This window comes from Streptomyces sp. NPDC016640 (assembly GCF_043076215.1).
Classification (GTDB): Bacteria; Actinomycetota; Actinomycetes; order Streptomycetales; family Streptomycetaceae; genus Streptomyces.
Map to the genome: position 1 here is coordinate 219416 of NZ_JBIBRG010000008.1, position 16743 is coordinate 236158.

Consider the following 16743-nt stretch of genomic DNA (forward strand, 5'->3'; position numbering starts at 1 on the left):
CGGCCGGGGCCGCGGTTTGGACGGAGAGGGGCACGGATGGGGTGGGCGGGGCGGGCGGCGGACGGGGCGAGGGTGTCCGTGGCGGTGCTGGACCTCGGCTCCGGGCGGACGGTCTGCCACGGCGACGGTGAGTTCGTCACCGCGAGCGTCGTCAAGGTCGACATCCTGGCGGCGCTGCTGCTCCGGGCGCAGGACGCGGGGCGGGAGCTCACCGGGGCGGAGCGGTCGTACGCGGCCGCGATGATCGAGCACAGCGACAACGGCGCGGCGTCGGCCCTGTGGGACGGGATCGGCCGGGCGGCCGGCCTCGACGCCGCGAACGCCCGCTTCGGGCTGACGCGGACCCGGGGCGGCGACGGCACGCTGTGGGGTCTGACCCGCACCACGGCGCTGGACCGGCTGGTGCTGCTGCGGCAGGTGTTCGGCGGGGGCCCGCAACTGGACGGGGACTCGCGGGCGTTGGTCCGGGAGCTGATGGAGCGGGTCGTGCCGGATCAGGCGTGGGGGGTGCCGGCCGTGGCGGACGCGGGCACGGCGTGGGCCGTGAAGAACGGCTGGCTGCCGCGCGACGCGACGGGGCTGTGGGTCGTGCACAGCGTGGGGCGCGTCACGGCCGGCGGGCGCGAGTGTCTGGTGTCGGTGCTGTCCGACGGCAACGCGACGAAGGCGGCGGGCGTCGCGCTGGTGGAGGCGGCGGCGGGGGCGGCACGGTCGGCGTTCGGCGGGGGCGCCGGTCGTCCCGCGGGCCGCTAGAAGTCCTCGCGGTCCGTGCGGCGGCCGCGCCACAGGACCACCGCGGCCACCAGCAGCACACCGCCGGCGCCGCCCGCGAGGGGGGCCGCCCAGTCGGCGGTGCCGTCGCCGGACCCGGCGCTGTCCGGGCCCGGCCCGAAGTACCGGTCGCCGTGGGCCGCCGACTTCAGGCCCTGCGGCTCCAGCCGGCCCGCGGCCTCGATCGCGGCGGCCGGGTCGATGAAGCCGAAGCCGCGCGAGTCGTCGCGGCCACCGGTGGGGGCGTTGCGGGCGGTGTCCTGCAGCAGCCGCTTGACCTGGGCCGGGGTCAGGCCCGGGTGTGCCGCCCTGACCAGGGCGACGGCACCGGAGACGAACGCGGCGGCGGCGCTGGTGCCCCAGCCCTCGTAGTACCTGTGGTCGGGATCGGCGATGATCACGTCGACGCCGGGGGCGCTGACCGTGGCGTACCAGCGGCGGGTGGAGAACGGGGCGCGGGTGCCGTAGCGGTCGACGGCGGTCACCGCGATGACGCCCGGGTAGGCGGCCGGGTAGGAGACGTGGTCGCCCTTCTCGCCGCCGTTCCCCGCGGAGGCGACGACGACCACGCCCTTGCGCAGGGCGTACTGGATGGCCTCGTCCTCACCCGGTTCGGGGTGGGCGGAGGCGGAGTCGTCGCCGAGGGAGAGGTTGATGACGTCGGCGCCGTTGTCGGCCGCCCAGCGGATGCCGTCGGCGAGGGCGTTGCCGCGGGTGCTGCGGGCCTTGGCGCGGGAGGGGTCCCCGTCCTCCAGGATCACGCGGACGGGGAGGATCTCGGCCTCGGGGGCGATGCCCATGACGCCGTCGGCGTTGCCGGGGCCGTGCCCGTGGCCGGCGATGATCCCGGCCATGGCGGTGCCGTGCCGGGCCCAGGCGCGGTCGCCCTCGCCCGCGCCGAAGCCGACCAGGTCCTTGCCGGGGAGGACGTTGCCGTCGAGGTCGGGGTGGTCGGCCTCGACCCCGGTGTCCAGGACGGCGACGGTGACGCCCTCGCCCTTCGTGGTCAGCCAGGCCGCGTCGGTGTGCATGGCCTCCAGGGACCACTGGCGGGCGCGGATGCCGTCGGCGTGCGCGGTGGTGGCGGGCAGGAGCACGAGTGTGGTGGAGAGGAGGACGGCGAGGACCGCGGCGGGACGCCGTCCGGTGCGGGGCCGCGTCACGAGGGATGCTCCGTGGCGGTGCCCGCCCTCTTGCGCAGGCCGCGTTCGACGCGGTCGGCGAGGCCCCGTGCCTCGTGGCCCAGGCCCGCCTGGGCGACGGCGGTGGTGGCTCCGGACTCCATGGCGTCATCGGCGGGTTGCGGGGTGTCCACGGCACGGCCGTCGGCCCACCCGGAGACGGTGTAGACGACGACGGGCGCGTCCTTGAGGACGGAGATCGCCCAGGAGGCGCGCTGCCGGGTGCCGAAGGCCGCGGCGGCGGTGCCCTTCGCGGCATACGGCAGCGGCATGAGATCGGTACGCCGGTCCAGGCGTTCGGTGTCGAAACGGCGGGCGAGGGAGGCCGTGGCGGCGGCGTCGGCCCTGGTGAACAGCAGGCCGACGGTGGTGACATGGCTCTGGGTGGCGTCGGTGTAGGTGGCGCGCAGCAGACGCTCGCAGCCGACGGGGGCGAGGACCTCGCCGAGCAGGGCGTCGAAGGCGGCCTCGCAGCCGCTGTCGGGGGCCACGGCGATGCGCGTCCAGAACCGGTCGGAGTCCCCGGGTCCCGCGCCCCTGCCCTCCACGGTGGGCGGGAAGAGCTGGTCGACGGGGACGTTGTGCCAGAGGTCCCCGGCGGCGGCGAAACCGCCGCGGTCGCGGGAGCCGCCGGGGTCCCCGGCGAGCCAGCTGCCGGCCACGGCACCGCCGATGAGTCCCGTGCCGAGTACGAGGCAGAGGGCGGCCGCGAGGACCTGTGAGCGGTTCCGCCGCCCGAGCGGACGCGGCCGTGCGTCCGCGTCGTACCCCTCCGGCTCGCCGAAGGAGACGACCGGCCGGGGCGCGGTCCTGGGGGTGCGGCCCGGCGTCATGGGCGCGCTCCAGGAGAGCACGGGGTCGGGGGCACCGTCGGGCGCGTGCGCCGGGCCGGCCCCGGAACGGCGCGCCTCCCCGTGGCCCGCCCGCGCGTCGGGGGCGGGCCGGGGCGGGAAGGGCGGCCGCGGGGACGTGCCGGGCGGCCGGGCGGCCGGGTCGGCGGGGACGGTCCGCAGGCGGGTGGTGGTCTCCGACGGGGTCCCGGCGGTGCGGGAGGGGCCGGCGGGGGCGCCCGCGCCGCGTGCGGCGGGCCGGTGGGTGGGCCGGGGCGGGACGGCGGGCCGGGCGTCCCGGGCCGGCGTGCCCCGGCCGGGGGCCGGCGGCGCGTCGGGGAAGCGGGCGGAGGCACGCGGGGGCGGGGGTGCCGGCGCGCCGGCACCGCCACCGGGGACACGCGGCCGGGGCGCTGCGGGGCCGGCGGGAGCGCCGGTCCCCGCCGGGGCGGCAGCGTTGCGTTCCCCGGCCGGCGGGTCCGCCGGCTCACGCACGTCGAACATGCCCGGGCCGCCCGAGGTCAGGCCGCGGGTGCGGCCGTCCGCCCCGGCGGCCGCACGGTCCGCGCCCCCGTGCGGTGGAGCCGCCGGCCAGCGCGCGTCGAACGCGCCGGAGCCGGACGAACGCGCCGTGCCCCCGCCGTTCGACGGGTCGGACGGGGGGTGGACGGGCTCGCGGGTGTCGAGGTTGCCGGAGCCGGACGTCGTCAGCCCCCGGGGCGTGGCGCGGGGGGCCGGCTCGCGGCGGTCCGCCTCGGGTGTGCCGGGGCCGTGGGGGACCGGCGGGTGTGCGGGGCGCGGGGGGACGGTGGGACGCGGGGGGAGGGAGGCGCGACGCGCTTCCGTGCTCATGCACCCCCCGTTTCCTCGTGCCCGGGCCGTCCCTCTTCCGCGGGCCGGTGGTCTCCTGCCAGAGGCCCGGCACGGACTCGTCCCGGGCACAGATACCCGCACGGACGGCGCGTCACCCCGCCCGGACCTCCGGGCCGGCCCGTTCCGCCGTGCGTGCGCGTCACTCTACGGCGTGGCCGGGCCCGAACGGGAACCGGTCCGCAGGGCCGCGGCATCTGCCCGGAACATCCCCCTACCCTGCGGTAATCCCGTCTGGCAGGCTGCGCCCATGACTGCGCGCTCAGCCGACCGGGCCCGGTACGACCGGGCCGCCGCCCAGTTCGACGCCCCGCTCGCCCTCGTGGACCTGGATGCCTTCGACGCCAACGCGGACGACCTCGTCCGCCGGGCGGGCGGCAAGCCGGTCCGGATCGCCAGCAAGTCCGTGCGCTGCCGCGCGCTGCTCGAACGGGCCCTGGCCCGTGAGGGTTTCGCGGGCATCATGTCGTTCACCCTCGCCGAGTCCCTGTGGCTGGCCCGCTCCGGTTTCGACGACGTGCTGCTGGCCTATCCCTCCGCCGACCGCGCCGGTTACGCCGAACTCGCCGCCGACCCCGGGCTCGCCGCCGCCGTCACCGTGCTGGTCGACGATCCGGCGCAGCTCGACCTGATCGACGCCGCACGCGCGGGCGGCGGCGAAGTGGTGCGGGTCTGCCTGGAGTTGGACACCTCCCTGAAGCTGTTCGGCGGGCGGGTGCGGGTGGGGGCCCGGCGCTCCCCGCTGCACTCCCCCGCGCAGATCGCCGACCTGGCGCGCGCGGTGACCCGGCGTCCCGGGTTCAGGGTCGTGGGGATCATGGCGTACGAGGGTCATGTGGCCGGGGTCGGCGACGCGGTGGCCGGGCGGCCGCTGCGGTCCCGCGCGGTGCGGCTGATGCAGGCCGCCGCACGCCGTGAACTCGCCGGGCGGCGGGCCGCGGCGGTGCGGGCGGTACGGGAGGTCGTGCCGGATCTGGAGTTCGTCAACGGCGGCGGCACGGGCAGTGTGCAGCACACGGCGGCGGAGGACGCGGTCACCGAGATAGCGGCCGGGTCGGGGCTGTTCGTGCCGCGATTGTTCGACAACTACACGTCGTTCAGCGGGCGTCCGTCGGCCCTGTTCGCCCTGCCGGTGGTGCGGCGGCCGGGGGTCGGCGTGGTGACGGTGCTGGGCGGCGGGTATCCGGCCTCCGGCGCCCCCGGCGCGGACCGGCTGCCGGTGCCGTATCTGCCCGAAGGGCTGCGCTACGACGCGCAGGAGGGGGCCGGCGAGGTGCAGACGCCGTTGCTGGGCCCGCCCGCCGACGATCTGCTGATCGGCGACAAGGTGTGGTTCCGGCACGCCAAGGCGGGCGAGCTGTGCGAGCGGTTCGACGCGCTGCACCTGGTCGAGGGCGACTCGGTGACGGGGACGGTGCCGACGTACCGCGGCGAGGGCCGCGCTTTCCTCTAGGGCCGCGTCGGCCGGGGTCGGTCGGTGGGGCCGATGCCGCTGCCGACGCCACCGCCGGAGGCCGCGTCGGCGACCGAGCGGATGCCCTCGGTGATGCGGTCCATGTCGGCCAGGGGCGGACCGTCCTCGCCGGCGTCGAAGACGTAGCGGACGACGACCGGGGACTCGGTCCCGACGCTGGACGGGAAGACCGTCGACTGCACGTACCCGCCGGGGCCCTCGGCGGTGGTCACGCGCCAGCGCACGAAGTACCCGGCACGGCCCGCCACGGCGACCGTGCCGGACCCCACCACCTCGTGGGACTCGACGCCGCCGTAGGGGCGGTCGCCGACGGGGTCCTCGTCGAAGGCCTCGTCGGCCGCGTCCGGGATGTCCTCCTCGGCGAGCACCCGGGGCGTCTTCCCCTCCCCGGCGGACACCGTGCGGGAGATGACCAGGCCGTGGCGGCAGACGGTGCCCTCGCCGGGGCAGTCGTACGTGCCCTCGGTGGTCATGACGACGTCGTCCTCGGCCACGTGCTCGGGCCGGACCCAGCCGTCGAGGAGCGGGAAGGTGATCCCGTTGAGCTGGTCCTCGACCGTGTCCGGGTCCCCGGCGGAGGACGGCGAGGGCGACGGCGGCCCGGTCTCCGGTGCGGGGGCCGAGGCGGTGGCCGTCGGGCCGGTACGCGCCTGCGGGTCCCCGTCGTCACCGGCGAGGAACACCGCGCCGGTGACGATCGCGGCGACGAGCACCGCCCCCGCCGTGGTGAGCGCGACCGCCCGGGCGCGGCCGGTTCCCGCGCCGCCGTCCGGGGAGGGGTGCAGCGCCGCGGTGGGGACGTCCGGGGTGCGGCGGTGCTCGGTCCAGGCCGTGCCGTCCCACCAGCGTTCCAGGTGCGGGGCGTGCGGGTCGGGGTACCAGCCGGGCGGGGGCGTCATGCTCATCCCGGCACTGTAGGACGAGCGCTACAGCGGTGTGACGTACGCCCCCGAGATTCCGCCGTCCACCAGGAAGTCGGTGGCGTTGACGAAGGAGGAGTCGTCGCTGGCCAGGAAGGCGACGGCGGCGGCGATCTCCTCGGCCTCGGCGAACCGGCCGAGCGGGATGTGCACCAGGCGGCGGGCCGCGCGCTCGGGGTCCTTGGCGAACAGCTCCCGGAGGAGCGGGGTGTTGACCGGGCCCGGGCACAGGGCGTTGACGCGGATGCCCTCGCGGGCGAACTGCACGCCGAGTTCCCGGGACATGGCGAGGACGCCGCCCTTGGAGGCGGTGTACGAGATCTGGCTGGTGGCCGCTCCCATCCGCGCCACGAAGGACGCGGTGTTGATGATGGAGCCCTTGCCCTGGCGCCGCATGTAGGGGATGGCGGCCTTGCAGCACAGGTAGACGGAGGTGAGGTTGACCTCCTGGACGCGCTTCCAGGCCTCCAGGCCGGTCTCCAGGATGGAGTCGTCGTCGGGTGGGGAGATACCGGCGTTGTTGAAGGCGATGTCGACGCTGCCGTAGGTGTCGTAGGCGGTCCGGAACAGGGCCTCGACCTGCTCGGGGTCGGTGACGTCGACGTCGGCGAAGATGCCGCCGGTCTCCTCGGCGGCCGCCTTGCCGCGTGCCTCGTCCACGTCGCCGCAGACCACGTGCGCGCCCTCGGAGGCGAGCCGTCGGGCGGTGGCCAGGCCGATGCCGCTGCCCGCGCCGGTGACGACGGCGGTGCGGCCGGTCAGGCGGCGGCAGATGTTCTCTTCGCTCATGAGCGGTCAGGCCTCCGTGCTGATGAAGACGTTCTTGGTCTCGGTGAAGGCGGCGAGCGCGTCCGGGCCGAGTTCGCGGCCCACGCCGGACTGCTTGAACCCGCCGAAGGGGGTCCAGTAGCGGACGCTGGAGTGGGAGTTGACGGACAGGTTGCCCGCGCGGACCGCCTGGGAGACGCGCAGGGCGCGGCCGGCGTCCCGGGTCCAGACGGAGCCGGACAGGCCGTAGTCGGTGGCGTTGGCCAGGCGTACGGCGTCGGCCTCGTCGTCGAAGGGGAGGACGACGGCGACGGGGCCGAAGACCTCCTCGACGGCCACGCGCGCGGCGGGGTCGACGCCGGTGAGGACGGTGGGCGGGAACCAGTGGCCGGGGCCCTCGGGGGCCTTGCCGCGGATGCCGTCGAGGCCGTCGGGGACGTAGGAGCGGACACGGTCCAGCTGGGTGCGGGAGATCAGCGGGCCCATCCGGACCGTCTCGTCGGCCGGGTCGCCGACCCGGACGGAGTCGATCGCCGGCGCGAGCAGTTCCAGGAAGCGGTCGTGCACGGAGCGCTGGACGAGGATGCGGGTGCGGGCGCAGCAGTCCTGTCCGGCGTTGTCGAGGAAGGACATGGGGGCGGCGGCCGCGGCGGTCTCCAGGTCGGCGTCGGCGAAGACGATGTTGGGGCTCTTGCCGCCGAGTTCGAGGGTGACGCGCTTGAGGTGCGCCGCGCCCTTGGCCCACACCCGTCGGCCCACGGCGGTGGACCCGGTGAACACGATCTTGGCGACCCCGGGGTGCTCCACGAGTGCGTTGCCGGCGACGGGGCCGTGTCCGGGGAGCACCTGGAACAGGTGCTCGGGGAGCCCTGCCTCCAGGGCGAGTTCGGCCAGGCGCAGGGCGGTGAGGGGCGTGGTCTCGGCGGGTTTGAGGAGCACCGCGTTGCCGGCGGCGAGGGCGGGTGCGGTGCCCCAGGCCGCGATGGGCATCGGGAAGTTCCAGGGGGCGATCACGCCGACGACGCCGAGCGGTTCGAGGAAGGTGACGTTCACTCCTCCGGGGACCGGGATCTGCCGGCCGGTGAGGCGTTCCACTCCCCCGGCCGCGTAGTCGAGCAGGTCGCGGACGTTGCCCGCCTCCCAGCGGGCGTTGCCGATGGTGTGGCCGGCCTCGCGGACCTCCAGGCGGGCCAGTTCCTCGGTGTGCTCGTCGACGGTGACGGCGAACCGGCGCAGCAGCCGGGCCCGGTCGCCGGGGGCGAGGGCGGCCCAGGCGGTCTGCGCGCGGGTGGCGCGTACGACGGCGGCGTCGACGTCCGCGGGGGACGCGGCCGGGACGGTGGCGATCACCTCCTCGGTCGCGGGGTTGCTGACCTGGAGTTCGGTGGACCGGTCGGACACGGAGGGCCTCACATGCGTTCGAAGGAGCGGCGCAGCTCCCAGTCGGTGACCGCGGCGTCGAAGGCGTCGGTCTCGACGCGCGCCATGTTGCGGTAGTGCGCGACGACGTCGTCGCCGAAGGCTGCCCGGGCGATCGCGCTGTCCTGCCAGAGCTCGGCGGCCTCGCGCAGGGTGGTGGGGACGTGCTCGAAGCCGGCGGCGTAGGCGTTGCCGGCGCAGGGCTCGGGCAGCTCCAGCTTCCGCTCGACGCCGTACAGGCCGGCGGCGACCATGCCCGCCACGGCGAGATACGGGTTGGCGTCGCCGCCCGGGAGCCGGTTCTCGAAGCGCAGGGAGCGGCCGTGGCCGACCACGCGCAGGGCGCAGGTGCGGTTGTCGTGGCCCCAGGCGACGGCGGTCGGGGCGAAGGAGCCGGGCTGGAACCGCTTGTAGGAGTTGATGTGCGGGGCGTAGAGCAGGGAGAACTCGCGGAGCGCGGCGAGCTGCCCGGCGAGGAAGTGCCGCATCACCTCGGACATGCCGCCCGGGTCCCGGTCCGGGCCCGCCATGGCGTTGTCGCCGCCGGCGTCGGCGAGGGAGAGGTGGATGTGGCAGGAGTTGCCCTCACGCTCGTTGTACTTGGCCATGAAGGTGATCGAGACGCCCTCCTGGGCGGCGATCTCCTTGGCGCCGGTCTTGTAGATCGCGTGCTGGTCGCAGGTGACCAGGGCCTCGTCGTAGCGGAAGACGATCTCGTGCTGGCCGGGGTTGCACTCGCCCTTGGCGGACTCGACGGTGAGTCCGGCGCCGGCCATCTCGTTGCGGATGCGGCGCAGCAGGGGCTCGACGCGTCCGGTGCCGAGCACGGAGTAGTCGATGTTGTACTGGTTGGCCGGGGTGAGGCCGCGGTAGTTCGCGTCCCAGGCCTGTTCGTAGGTGTCCTTGAAGACGATGAACTCCAGCTCCGTGCCGACCTGGGCGGTGAGGCCGAGTGCGGCGAGGCGCTCCAGCTGGCGGCGCAGGATCTGGCGGGGGGCGGCGACGACCGGGGAGCCGTCGTCCCGGGCGAGGTCGGCGATCACCATGGCGGTGCCCTCGTTCCACGGCACGCGGCGCAGTGTGGCGAGGTCGGGGTGCATGGCGAAGTCGCCGTAACCGCGCTCCCAGGAGGACATGGCGTAGCCGTCGACGGTGTTCATGTCGGCGTCGACGGCGAGCAGGTAGTCGCAGCCCTCGGTGCCGTGCCGGAGCACCTCGTCGAGGAAGAAACGCGCGGCGAACCGCTTGCCCTGGAGCCGTCCCTGCATGTCGGGGAAGGCCAGGACGACGGTGTCGATCTCACCGCCCGCGACGAGGGCGTGCAGCTCCTCGACACCGAGCGGGGGTGTGCGCTCTGCCACGGGAGAGCCTCCTCGGGCTTCTTCGGTCAGCCGGGAGCCATAAGGTATTGCCGAGGACCATTGCTTGGGAAGGGGGCACGGCCAGATGCCACAGGAAGCGGCCGGCGGGGTCGGGGACCGCCTGGCGCCGGTGCTGCGGCCGGTCCGCGCGGGCAACGGCTTCGAGGAGGCGCTGGAGCAGATCCTCCAGGTGGTGCGCCTCGGCCTGGTGGCGGGCGGGGAGCGGCTGCCGGCCGAGCGGGAGCTGGCGGAGCGGCTCGGGATCAGCCGGGTGACGCTGCGCGAGGTGCTGAGGGTGCTCCACGACCAGGGGCTCGTGGAGTCGCGGCGCGGCCGGTACGGCGGCACCTTCGTGCTGCCCCGGCCGACGGACACCGGCGAGGCGGAGCTGCGGCGGCGGATCGCGGAGACCGACATCGAGGACGTGCTGCGCTTCCGGGAGGTGCTGGAGGTGGGCGCGGCGGGCCTGTGCGCGGCGCACGGGCTGACGGAGGCGCGGGCGGCGCGGCTGCGCGAGGCGCTGGCCCGCACGCACGACGCCCCGCTGGCCGAGTACCGGCGCCTGGACACGCTCTTCCACCTCACCCTGGCCGGACTGTGCGGCTCGCCGACGCTGACCGCGCAGTACGCGGCGGTGCGGGCGACGGTGAACGAGCTGCTGGACTGCATCCCGCTGCTGGTGCGCAACCTGGAGCACTCCCAGCGGCAGCACGTGGCGCTGGTCGGAGCGGTGCTGGAGGGCGACGCGGACGGGGCGCGGGAGGTGATGCGCGAGCACTGCGCGGGGACGGCGGCGCTGCTGCGGGGGTTCCTGGCGTGAGGGTGCGACGGCCACGGGTCGTCACGGACACGGGTCGTCACGGACACGGGGGTATGACGCCGCGGGCGTGGCGGACACGCAGGTGTGAGGTCGTGAGGGCGTGACGCGCCTCGGACCGGGGGAGGGTTCACTGCGGCTTGACGCACGGGTCTTGCGCTCACGGCGTCCACGCCGCGAAGGTATGGGCCCACAAAGGTCTGCATCCGTTCCATTGCCTCCTTCCTCGCCGCAGCCCCCTGGGGAGTCGCCCCGTGAGCCTTCCGTCCGCGTCCCACGAACCCGCCGGTGCGGCGGACGACTACCTCGAGCGCAGGAAGCTGCGCCGCGGCAGCGCCGGCTGGCTGCTGCTGACCGGCCTGGGCGTCGCCTACGTCGTCTCCGGCGACTACTCGGGCTGGAACTTCGGCCTGGCCGAGGGCGGCTTCGGCGGGCTGGCGATCGCCATGGTGCTGATGGGCGCCATGTACACCTGCATGGTCTTCGCCCTCGCCGAGCTGTCCTCGATCCTGCCCACGGCCGGCGGCGGCTACGGCTTCGCCCGCCGGGCGCTCGGGCCGTGGGGCGGATTCCTCACCGGCACCGCGATCCTCATCGAGTACGTCCTCGCGCCCGCCGCGATCTCCGTCTTCATCGGCGACTACGTCGAGTCCCTGGGCCTGTTCGGGCTGGAGTCGGGCTGGCCGGTCTACCTGGCCTGCTTCGTGATCTTCATCGGCATCCACCTCTGGGGCGTGGGCGAGGCGCTGCGTTTCAGTTTCGTCGTCACCGGCATCGCGGTGGCGGCGCTGATCGTCTTCGCCCTGGGGGCGCTGCCCGGGTTCGACGCCTCGTCGCTGGACGACATCCCGGTGGACCCCTCCGCGTTCGGCGCGAACTCCTGGCTGCCGATGGGGCTGCTGGGCATCTGGGCGGCGTTCCCGTTCGGCATGTGGTTCTTCCTGGGCGTCGAGGGCGTACCGCTGGCCGCCGAGGAGACCAGGGAACCGGCCAGGACCCTGCCGAGGGCGATCCGCTGGTCCATGGCCATCCTGGTGGTGCTGGCGGTGGTGACCTTCCTCGCGGCGGCCGGGGCGCGCGGCTCGGCCGCGGTGCAGGACGCGGGCAACCCGCTGGTGGAGGCGCTCCGGCCGGACGGGGAGGCGACGGCGCTGAGCCGGGTGGTGAACTACGCGGGCCTCGCGGGACTGGTCGCCTCGTTCTTCTCGCTGATCTACGCCGGTTCGCGCCAGTTGTTCGCACTGTCCCGCGCGGGCTATCTGCCGAGGTTCCTGTCCCTCACCAGCAGCCGCAGGGCGCCGTACCTCGGCCTGGTCGTGCCCGGCGCGATCGGCTTCGCCCTGGCCGCCGGGACGGGCGACGGCGCGCGCATGCTGAACATCGCCGTCTTCGGCGCGACGATCTCGTACGCGCTGATGTCCCTCTCCCACATCGTGCTGCGCCGCCGGGAGCCGGAGCTGCCTCGGCCGTACCGTACGCCGGGGGGCGTGCTGACCTCCTCGGTGGCGCTGGTGCTGGCCTGCGCGGCGCTGGCGGCGACGTTCCTGGTGGACGTGACGGCGGCGTTCATCGCCCTGGCCGTGTACATCGTGGCCGTGGCGTACTTCGGTCTCCACAGCCGCAAACACCTGGTGGCGAAGGCGCCGGAGGAGGAGTTCGCCGCGCTGGCGGCGGCCGAGGCGGAGTTGTCACGGGACTGACCGAGGGAGAGCGAGGTGTTGCCGGCATGGCGCCCAGACCGCTGATCGGCATCAGTACGTACGCGGAATCCGGTGTGCGCTGGGGCGTGTGGCAGATGGACGCCGCGCTGCTGCCCGCCGTCTACCCGAGCCTGGTGCAGCGGGCGGGCGGGCTGGCGGCGATGCTGCCGCCGGACGCGCCGGAGCACGCCCCGGCGGCCGTGGCCCGGCTCGACGGCCTGGTCGTCGCGGGCGGTCCGGACGTGGAGCCCGTCCGCTACGGTGCCGAGCCCGATCCGCGCACCGGGCCGCCCGCCCGGGCGCGGGACGCCTGGGAACTCGCCCTGATCGAAGCGGCCCTGGACCGGCGGATCCCGCTGCTCGGGATCTGCCGTGGCATGCAGTTGCTGAACGTCGCCCTGGGCGGCACTCTCGTCCAGCACGTCGACGGGCACGCCGGGACCCCGGGCGTCTTCGGCCGGCACGCGGTCAAGCCGGTTCCGGGCACCCGGTACGCCGCCCTGGTCCCGGAGCAGGCCTCCGTGCCGACCTACCACCACCAGGCCGTGGACCGCCTCGGCGAGGGCCTGGTCCCGTCCGCCCACGCGGAGGACGGCACGGTGGAGGCGATCGAACTGCCGTCGGCGCCCTGGGTCCTGGGCGTCCAGTGGCACCCGGAGATGGGCGAGGACCTGACGGTGACACGCGCCCTGGTCACCACGGCCCGCACCCGTGCGCCGGCCCACCCGGGAACCACCGCGGCGGCGCCGGCCCCGTGACACCCGCCCCGGCCGCCACACTCCCGGCACGGGCCGTCCCGGCCCCGGCCGGTCCGGTGGGCGGGCCGTCCGGCCCGTCGGCCGGCGGGCGGAGCGGTCCGGCCGACGTGGTCGGGACGGGCCGGGACGGGTGTCCTCGGTCGCGGGCCGGGGGCCGGGACCAGGGCCGGGGCCGGGCAGGGACAGGTGCCCTCAGGCGCGGGTCAGGGCCAGCAGGTCCCGTGCCGGGCCCGTGGGGCGGTGCCCCGTGGGCCAGACCGCGCGGAGGTCGCGGGCGAGGGCGACGCCGTCGACGGGGACGCGGACCAGACGGCGCATCGCCAGTTCCTCGCCCACCGCCAGTTCGCTGAGGACCGCCGGTCCGGCGCCGCTGACCACCGCCGCCTTCACCGCGGTCGTGGAGGACAGCTCGATCAGCGGGCGGGCCAGTCCGCCCAGGGCGGCGTCCAGCACCTGGCGGGTCCCGGAGCCCTTCTCCCGCAGGATCAGCGCGGTGGCCGCCAGTTCCGCCGCGGCGAGCGGGCGGCGACGGCGGGCCCAGGCATGCGTCGGGGCCGTCACGACGATCAGCCGGTCGCGGGCGATCACCGCGGAGTCCAGCCCCGCCGGCACCGTCAGCCCCTCCACGAAACCCACGTCCGCCTCCCCGGACACCAGCCGCTCCGCCACCGCCGCCGAGTTCCCGGCGAGCAGCGACACCGCCGTGTCCGGCCGCTGCGCCCGCAGCGCGATCAGCCACCCCGGCAGCAGGTACTCGGCGATCGTCATGCTCGCCGCCACCCGCAGCCGCGAGTCCCGGCGGTCCCGCAGCGCCTGCGCGCCCGCGTCGAAGGCCTCCGCCGCCTCCACGATCCGCCGCGCCCAGTCGGTGACCAGCGCCCCCGCGTCGGTCAGCCGTGATCCCCGCGGCGAGCGGTCGACCAGGGCCACCCCGAGCCGGCGTTCCATGGACCGGATCCGGCTGCTCGCCGCGGGCTGGGTGATGCCCAGCTCCCGCGCCGCGCCGCCCAGGCTCCCCAGCCGCGCCACCGCCAGCAGCAGCTCCAGCGCCCCGAGATCCGGCACCCGGTGGGCCAGGGACCCGGTGCTCACCGGCCGGTCACCGGCGTGCTCCTCCGTCGCGCTCATAAGTCCAGCTTATGCGGCCATAGGAGGGAACTCCCTGGTGACGGCCCTCCCCCACCGCCACCGTGGGACCATGGTCATCACCACCGTACGACCCCCGCGCGCCACGCCCGTCCGTCACCTCGGACCCAACTGGTACGCCTGCGTCATGGGCACCGCCGCCGTGGCCGCCTCGGGTACCGCGCTCCCCGTGCGCATACCCGGCCTGCGCACCGCCCTCGCCGCCGTCTGGGCCCTGTCCCTGGTCCTCCTCGTGGCCCTGCTCGCGGCCCGCGTCCTGCACTGGGCCCACCACCGCGACCAGGCCCGCGCCCATCTGCTGGACGCGTCCGTCGCCCCGTTCTACGGCTGTCTGTCGATGGCCCTGCTCGCCGTCGGCGGCGGCGCCCTGACCGTCGGGCGGGACTGGATCGGGACCGGTCCGGCCGTCGCCCTGGACGCCGTGCTGTTCGGCGCCGGTACGGCCGTCGGGCTGGCGGCCGCCGTGGCCGTCCCGTACCTGATGGCCGTGCGCCACCGCCTCACCCCGGAGCAGGCGACGCCCACGTGGCTGCTGCCGCTGGTCGCGCCCATGGTGTCCGCCGCCCTCGGGCCGCGTCTGGTGCCGCACCTGCCGCCGGGGCAGCCCCGGGCGACCCTGCTGCTCGCCTGCTTCACGCTGTTCGGGATCAGCCTGCTCGCGACCCTGCTGATGCTGCCGCTGGTCTTCGCCCGGCTGGTCACCGGCGGCCCCCTGCCCCTCGCGCTCACCCCGACGCTGTTCCTGGTGCTCGGTCCGCTGGGCCAGTCCACCACCGCCGTCGGCGCGTTCGCCGACATCGCCCCCGGTGTCGTACCGGCGCCGTACGACCAGGGCTTCGGCCTCCTCGCCGTCCTGTACGGGGTGCCCGTGACGGGCTTCGCGCTGCTGTGGTTCTGCCTCGCCACCGCCCATGTCGTGCGGGCCCGCCGCCACGGGATGCGCTTCTCGATGAGCTGGTGGTCGTTCACCTTCCCGGTCGGCACCTGTGTCACCGGCGCCGCGGCCCTGGCCCGGCACACCGGGCTCCTCCTCTACGACGGGCTGACGCTCCTCCTGTACGCCGTCCTCGTCGCCGCCTGGGGCACCGCCGCACGGCACACCGTGCGCGGCCTGGTCAGCGGCGCGCTGCTCGCAGCGCCCGGCCCAGTACCGCCGGTGCCTCGGCCAGCGACGGTCCGTACCAGGTCAGATGCCGTCCGCTGACCAGCGCGCAGGGCAGCCCGGCGAAGGCCTCGGGACCGTCGGCGGCGGTGAAGCGGTACGGCTCGTCGGGGAGCACGACGAGGTCCGGCCGCGCCGCGCGCAACTCCTCGAGCGGGACGCGCGGATAGCGTTCGGGATGGGTCGCGTACAAGTGGCCCACGCCCAGCCGGGAGAGCACGTCGCCCGCGAAGGTGTCCCGGCCCAGGACCATCCAGGGCCGCCGCCAGACCGGCACCACGGCCGTGCGGGGCGCCGCGGGCGGGGGCGGGGCGTCCCAGGCCGCCTCGGCCTCGTCCAGCCACCGGGGCCGCGCCCGCACTCCGCACGCCGCGAGCACCCGGGCCAGCTCGCCGAAGGCCTCCGGCAGCGTCCGCACCTGCGTCACCAGGACCTCCAGGCCCGCCGCGCGCAGCGCCGCCAGATCCGGCTCGCGGTTCTCCTCCTCGTTGGCGATCACCAGATCCGGGGCGAGGCCGATGATCCGGTCCACGTCCGGGTTCTTCGTGCCGCCGACGCGTACGACGTCCAGTCCGGCCGGACGCGTGCACCAGTCGGTGGCACCGGCCAGTGCGCCGGGTGCGGAGCGCGCCACGGCCTCCGTCAGGGACGGGACGAGGGAGACGGTCCTGACCGGAGTCATCGGCGCGGCCTGTCCCGCACCGCCTCGATGTGCTCGGCGACGGCGACCACGAGCAGCCGCGTCTCGGGGACCGTGGCCCGCCAGCGGTGCCGGACGCCGCCGGTGAGGTACAGGGTGTCGCCACGGCCGAGGCGGTACGCGCGGCCCTCCGCCTCGATCTCCACGGCACCGTCCGCCACGTACATCAACTGGTCGTTGCGGAACTGCAGTTCACGGCCGGCGTCGTGGTCGCCGGTGAACTCGGAGGCGGACATCTGGTGGTGGCCGCGCACCAGGGGGCGCACTCTCGGATCGGGCACCGGGCCGCCGCCGGCCCCGTCGGCGCGCACGACGTCCACGCTGCACGCCGGGTCGGCGGCGGCCAGGAGCTCCACGGCGGTGGTGCGCAGGGCGTCGGCGACCTTCTCCAGGGAGCTCTGGCTGGGACGCGCCCGCTCGTTCTCGATCTGGCTCAGGAACGGGACCGACAGACCGCTGCGCTCCGCCACGACGGCGAGGGTGAGCTCCAGCGCGCGGCGTCGCCGTCGCACGGCCGCGCCCACCCGCAGTGGCTGTTCCTTGTGGTCGCCCATCGCTCCGGCTCCCTCCTTCGCCGATCGCCCCCGCGCCCCGTGCGCCGATGGCCCGGCGCACTCCCTCTGTCGCGTTGTCTGCACCCTACGCACGTTCGGCGAACCGTTTCAGGCGCCCGTCACGTCGCCGTCCCGTGCGGGCGGAGCCGACCTCACACTTCACGCCAGCCGCCCGACGGGCCCCTCGGTTCCCCTCATGTGCGATACGGGGTGTTCCCGCCATTGTTCCCCCTCCCCGGCGGAAGGTCGCGGGGAGGTCCGGGCAGGACGTCGCGCTCCGTGGTTGTCCGGATTCCCACGTGTCCCCGCCGC

General features: G+C 75.4%; 15 protein-coding genes. 6 read left to right on the plus strand and 9 right to left on the minus strand.

What is annotated here, in order from left to right; genetic code table 11:
* Window positions 1-36 precede the first annotated feature (36 nt).
* Window positions 37-753, plus strand: coding sequence for a serine hydrolase (locus ACF07S_RS18835; RefSeq protein WP_391974611.1), 717 nt, complete (start codon window positions 37-39; stop codon window positions 751-753).
* On the opposite strand, the gene mycP is transcribed toward ACF07S_RS18835, so the two are convergent.
* Together mycP and ACF07S_RS18845 are read right to left on the minus strand one after the other, a co-directional pair.
* The gene (gene mycP, locus ACF07S_RS18840; protein WP_391974612.1) at window positions 750-1934 is read right to left on the minus strand and encodes a type VII secretion-associated serine protease mycosin; all 1185 of its coding nucleotides are present in this window, start codon (window positions 1932-1934) and stop codon (window positions 750-752) included. The two genes, ACF07S_RS18835 and mycP, sit on opposite strands and share 4 nt — an antisense overlap.
* Window positions 1931-3634 (minus strand): hypothetical protein, encoded by a 1704-nt coding sequence (locus ACF07S_RS18845; RefSeq protein ID WP_391974613.1) that lies wholly within the window; start codon window positions 3632-3634, stop codon window positions 1931-1933. The genes mycP and ACF07S_RS18845 overlap by 4 nt, the downstream gene beginning before the upstream one ends.
* 268 nt (window positions 3635-3902) lie before the next feature.
* Here ACF07S_RS18845 and ACF07S_RS18850 point away from each other — a divergent pair, with 268 nt between their 5' ends.
* Complete coding sequence (locus tag ACF07S_RS18850; RefSeq protein WP_391964532.1) at window positions 3903-5105, plus strand: amino acid deaminase/aldolase; 1203 nt, start codon at window positions 3903-3905, stop codon at window positions 5103-5105.
* Here the strand turns inward: ACF07S_RS18850 and ACF07S_RS18855 are convergent.
* The 4 genes from ACF07S_RS18855 to ACF07S_RS18870 are packed head-to-tail and all read right to left on the minus strand — an operon-like array spanning window position 5102 to window position 9594.
* Entirely contained in the window at window positions 5102-6025 is a 924-nt protein-coding gene (locus ACF07S_RS18855) for a DUF2510 domain-containing protein (protein WP_391974668.1), read from the minus strand. The genes ACF07S_RS18850 and ACF07S_RS18855 overlap by 4 nt on opposite strands.
* Before the next feature lie 27 nt (window positions 6026-6052).
* On the minus strand, window positions 6053-6835 hold the full coding sequence (locus tag ACF07S_RS18860; protein ID WP_391964533.1) for a 3-oxoacyl-ACP reductase: 783 nt from the start codon (window positions 6833-6835) through the stop codon (window positions 6053-6055).
* 6 nt (window positions 6836-6841) lie between these two features.
* A complete protein-coding gene (locus ACF07S_RS18865; RefSeq protein ID WP_391964534.1) occupies window positions 6842-8215 on the minus strand; it encodes an aldehyde dehydrogenase family protein in 1374 nt (457 codons plus the stop codon).
* 8 nt (window positions 8216-8223) lie between these two features.
* Window positions 8224-9594, minus strand: a complete 1371-nt coding sequence (locus tag ACF07S_RS18870) for a glutamine synthetase family protein (protein WP_391974614.1) — start codon at window positions 9592-9594, stop codon at window positions 8224-8226.
* 85 nt (window positions 9595-9679) lie between these two features.
* Here ACF07S_RS18870 and ACF07S_RS18875 point away from each other — a divergent pair, with 85 nt between their 5' ends.
* The 3 genes from ACF07S_RS18875 to ACF07S_RS18885 all read left to right on the plus strand — a co-directional run bounded on the left by ACF07S_RS18875 (window position 9680) and on the right by ACF07S_RS18885 (window position 12869).
* A complete protein-coding gene (locus ACF07S_RS18875; protein WP_391964536.1) occupies window positions 9680-10414 on the plus strand; it encodes a FadR/GntR family transcriptional regulator in 735 nt (244 codons plus the stop codon).
* Window positions 10415-10665: 251 nt separating this feature from the next.
* Window positions 10666-12111, plus strand: coding sequence for an ethanolamine permease (gene eat / locus ACF07S_RS18880; protein WP_391974615.1), 1446 nt, complete (start codon window positions 10666-10668; stop codon window positions 12109-12111).
* Between the two features lie 26 nt (window positions 12112-12137).
* On the plus strand, window positions 12138-12869 hold the full coding sequence (locus tag ACF07S_RS18885) for a gamma-glutamyl-gamma-aminobutyrate hydrolase family protein (RefSeq protein ID WP_391964538.1): 732 nt from the start codon (window positions 12138-12140) through the stop codon (window positions 12867-12869).
* A gap of 192 nt (window positions 12870-13061) precedes the next feature.
* Here ACF07S_RS18885 and ACF07S_RS18890 read toward each other — a convergent pair whose 3' ends face one another.
* Window positions 13062-13997, minus strand: a complete 936-nt coding sequence (locus tag ACF07S_RS18890) for a LysR family transcriptional regulator (protein WP_391974616.1) — start codon at window positions 13995-13997, stop codon at window positions 13062-13064.
* 70 nt (window positions 13998-14067) lie between these two features.
* Here ACF07S_RS18890 and ACF07S_RS18895 point away from each other — a divergent pair, with 70 nt between their 5' ends.
* Window positions 14068-15219, plus strand: coding sequence for a TDT family transporter (locus ACF07S_RS18895; RefSeq protein WP_391964540.1), 1152 nt, complete (start codon window positions 14068-14070; stop codon window positions 15217-15219).
* Here the strand turns inward: ACF07S_RS18895 and ACF07S_RS18900 are convergent.
* The gene (locus ACF07S_RS18900; protein ID WP_391964541.1) at window positions 15131-15859 is read right to left on the minus strand and encodes a helical backbone metal receptor; all 729 of its coding nucleotides are present in this window, start codon (window positions 15857-15859) and stop codon (window positions 15131-15133) included. The genes ACF07S_RS18895 and ACF07S_RS18900 overlap by 89 nt on opposite strands.
* A complete protein-coding gene (locus tag ACF07S_RS18905; protein WP_391964542.1) occupies window positions 15856-16431 on the minus strand; it encodes a helix-turn-helix domain-containing protein in 576 nt (191 codons plus the stop codon). Before ACF07S_RS18905 ends, ACF07S_RS18900 begins: the two co-directional genes overlap by 4 nt.
* Between the last annotated feature and the right edge of the window lie 312 nt (window positions 16432-16743).

Coding starts and splice junctions, on each gene's coding strand:
- ACF07S_RS18835 (WP_391974611.1), top strand. CDS start 37: ATGGGGTGGGCGGGGCGGGCGGCGGACGGGGCGAGGGTGTCCGTGGCG.
- ACF07S_RS18845 (WP_391974613.1), bottom strand. CDS start 3,634: ATGAGCACGGAAGCGCGTCGCGCCTCCCTCCCCCCGCGTCCCACCGTC.
- ACF07S_RS18850 (WP_391964532.1), top strand. CDS start 3,903: ATGACTGCGCGCTCAGCCGACCGGGCCCGGTACGACCGGGCCGCCGCC.
- ACF07S_RS18855 (WP_391974668.1), bottom strand. CDS start 6,025: ATGACGCCCCCGCCCGGCTGGTACCCCGACCCGCACGCCCCGCACCTG.
- ACF07S_RS18860 (WP_391964533.1), bottom strand. CDS start 6,835: ATGAGCGAAGAGAACATCTGCCGCCGCCTGACCGGCCGCACCGCCGTC.
- ACF07S_RS18875 (WP_391964536.1), top strand. CDS start 9,680: ATGCCACAGGAAGCGGCCGGCGGGGTCGGGGACCGCCTGGCGCCGGTG.
- ACF07S_RS18885 (WP_391964538.1), top strand. CDS start 12,138: ATGGCGCCCAGACCGCTGATCGGCATCAGTACGTACGCGGAATCCGGT.
- ACF07S_RS18890 (WP_391974616.1), bottom strand. CDS start 13,997: ATGAGCGCGACGGAGGAGCACGCCGGTGACCGGCCGGTGAGCACCGGG.
- ACF07S_RS18895 (WP_391964540.1), top strand. CDS start 14,068: ATGGTCATCACCACCGTACGACCCCCGCGCGCCACGCCCGTCCGTCAC.
- ACF07S_RS18900 (WP_391964541.1), bottom strand. CDS start 15,859: ATGACTCCGGTCAGGACCGTCTCCCTCGTCCCGTCCCTGACGGAGGCC.
- ACF07S_RS18905 (WP_391964542.1), bottom strand. CDS start 16,431: ATGGGCGACCACAAGGAACAGCCACTGCGGGTGGGCGCGGCCGTGCGA.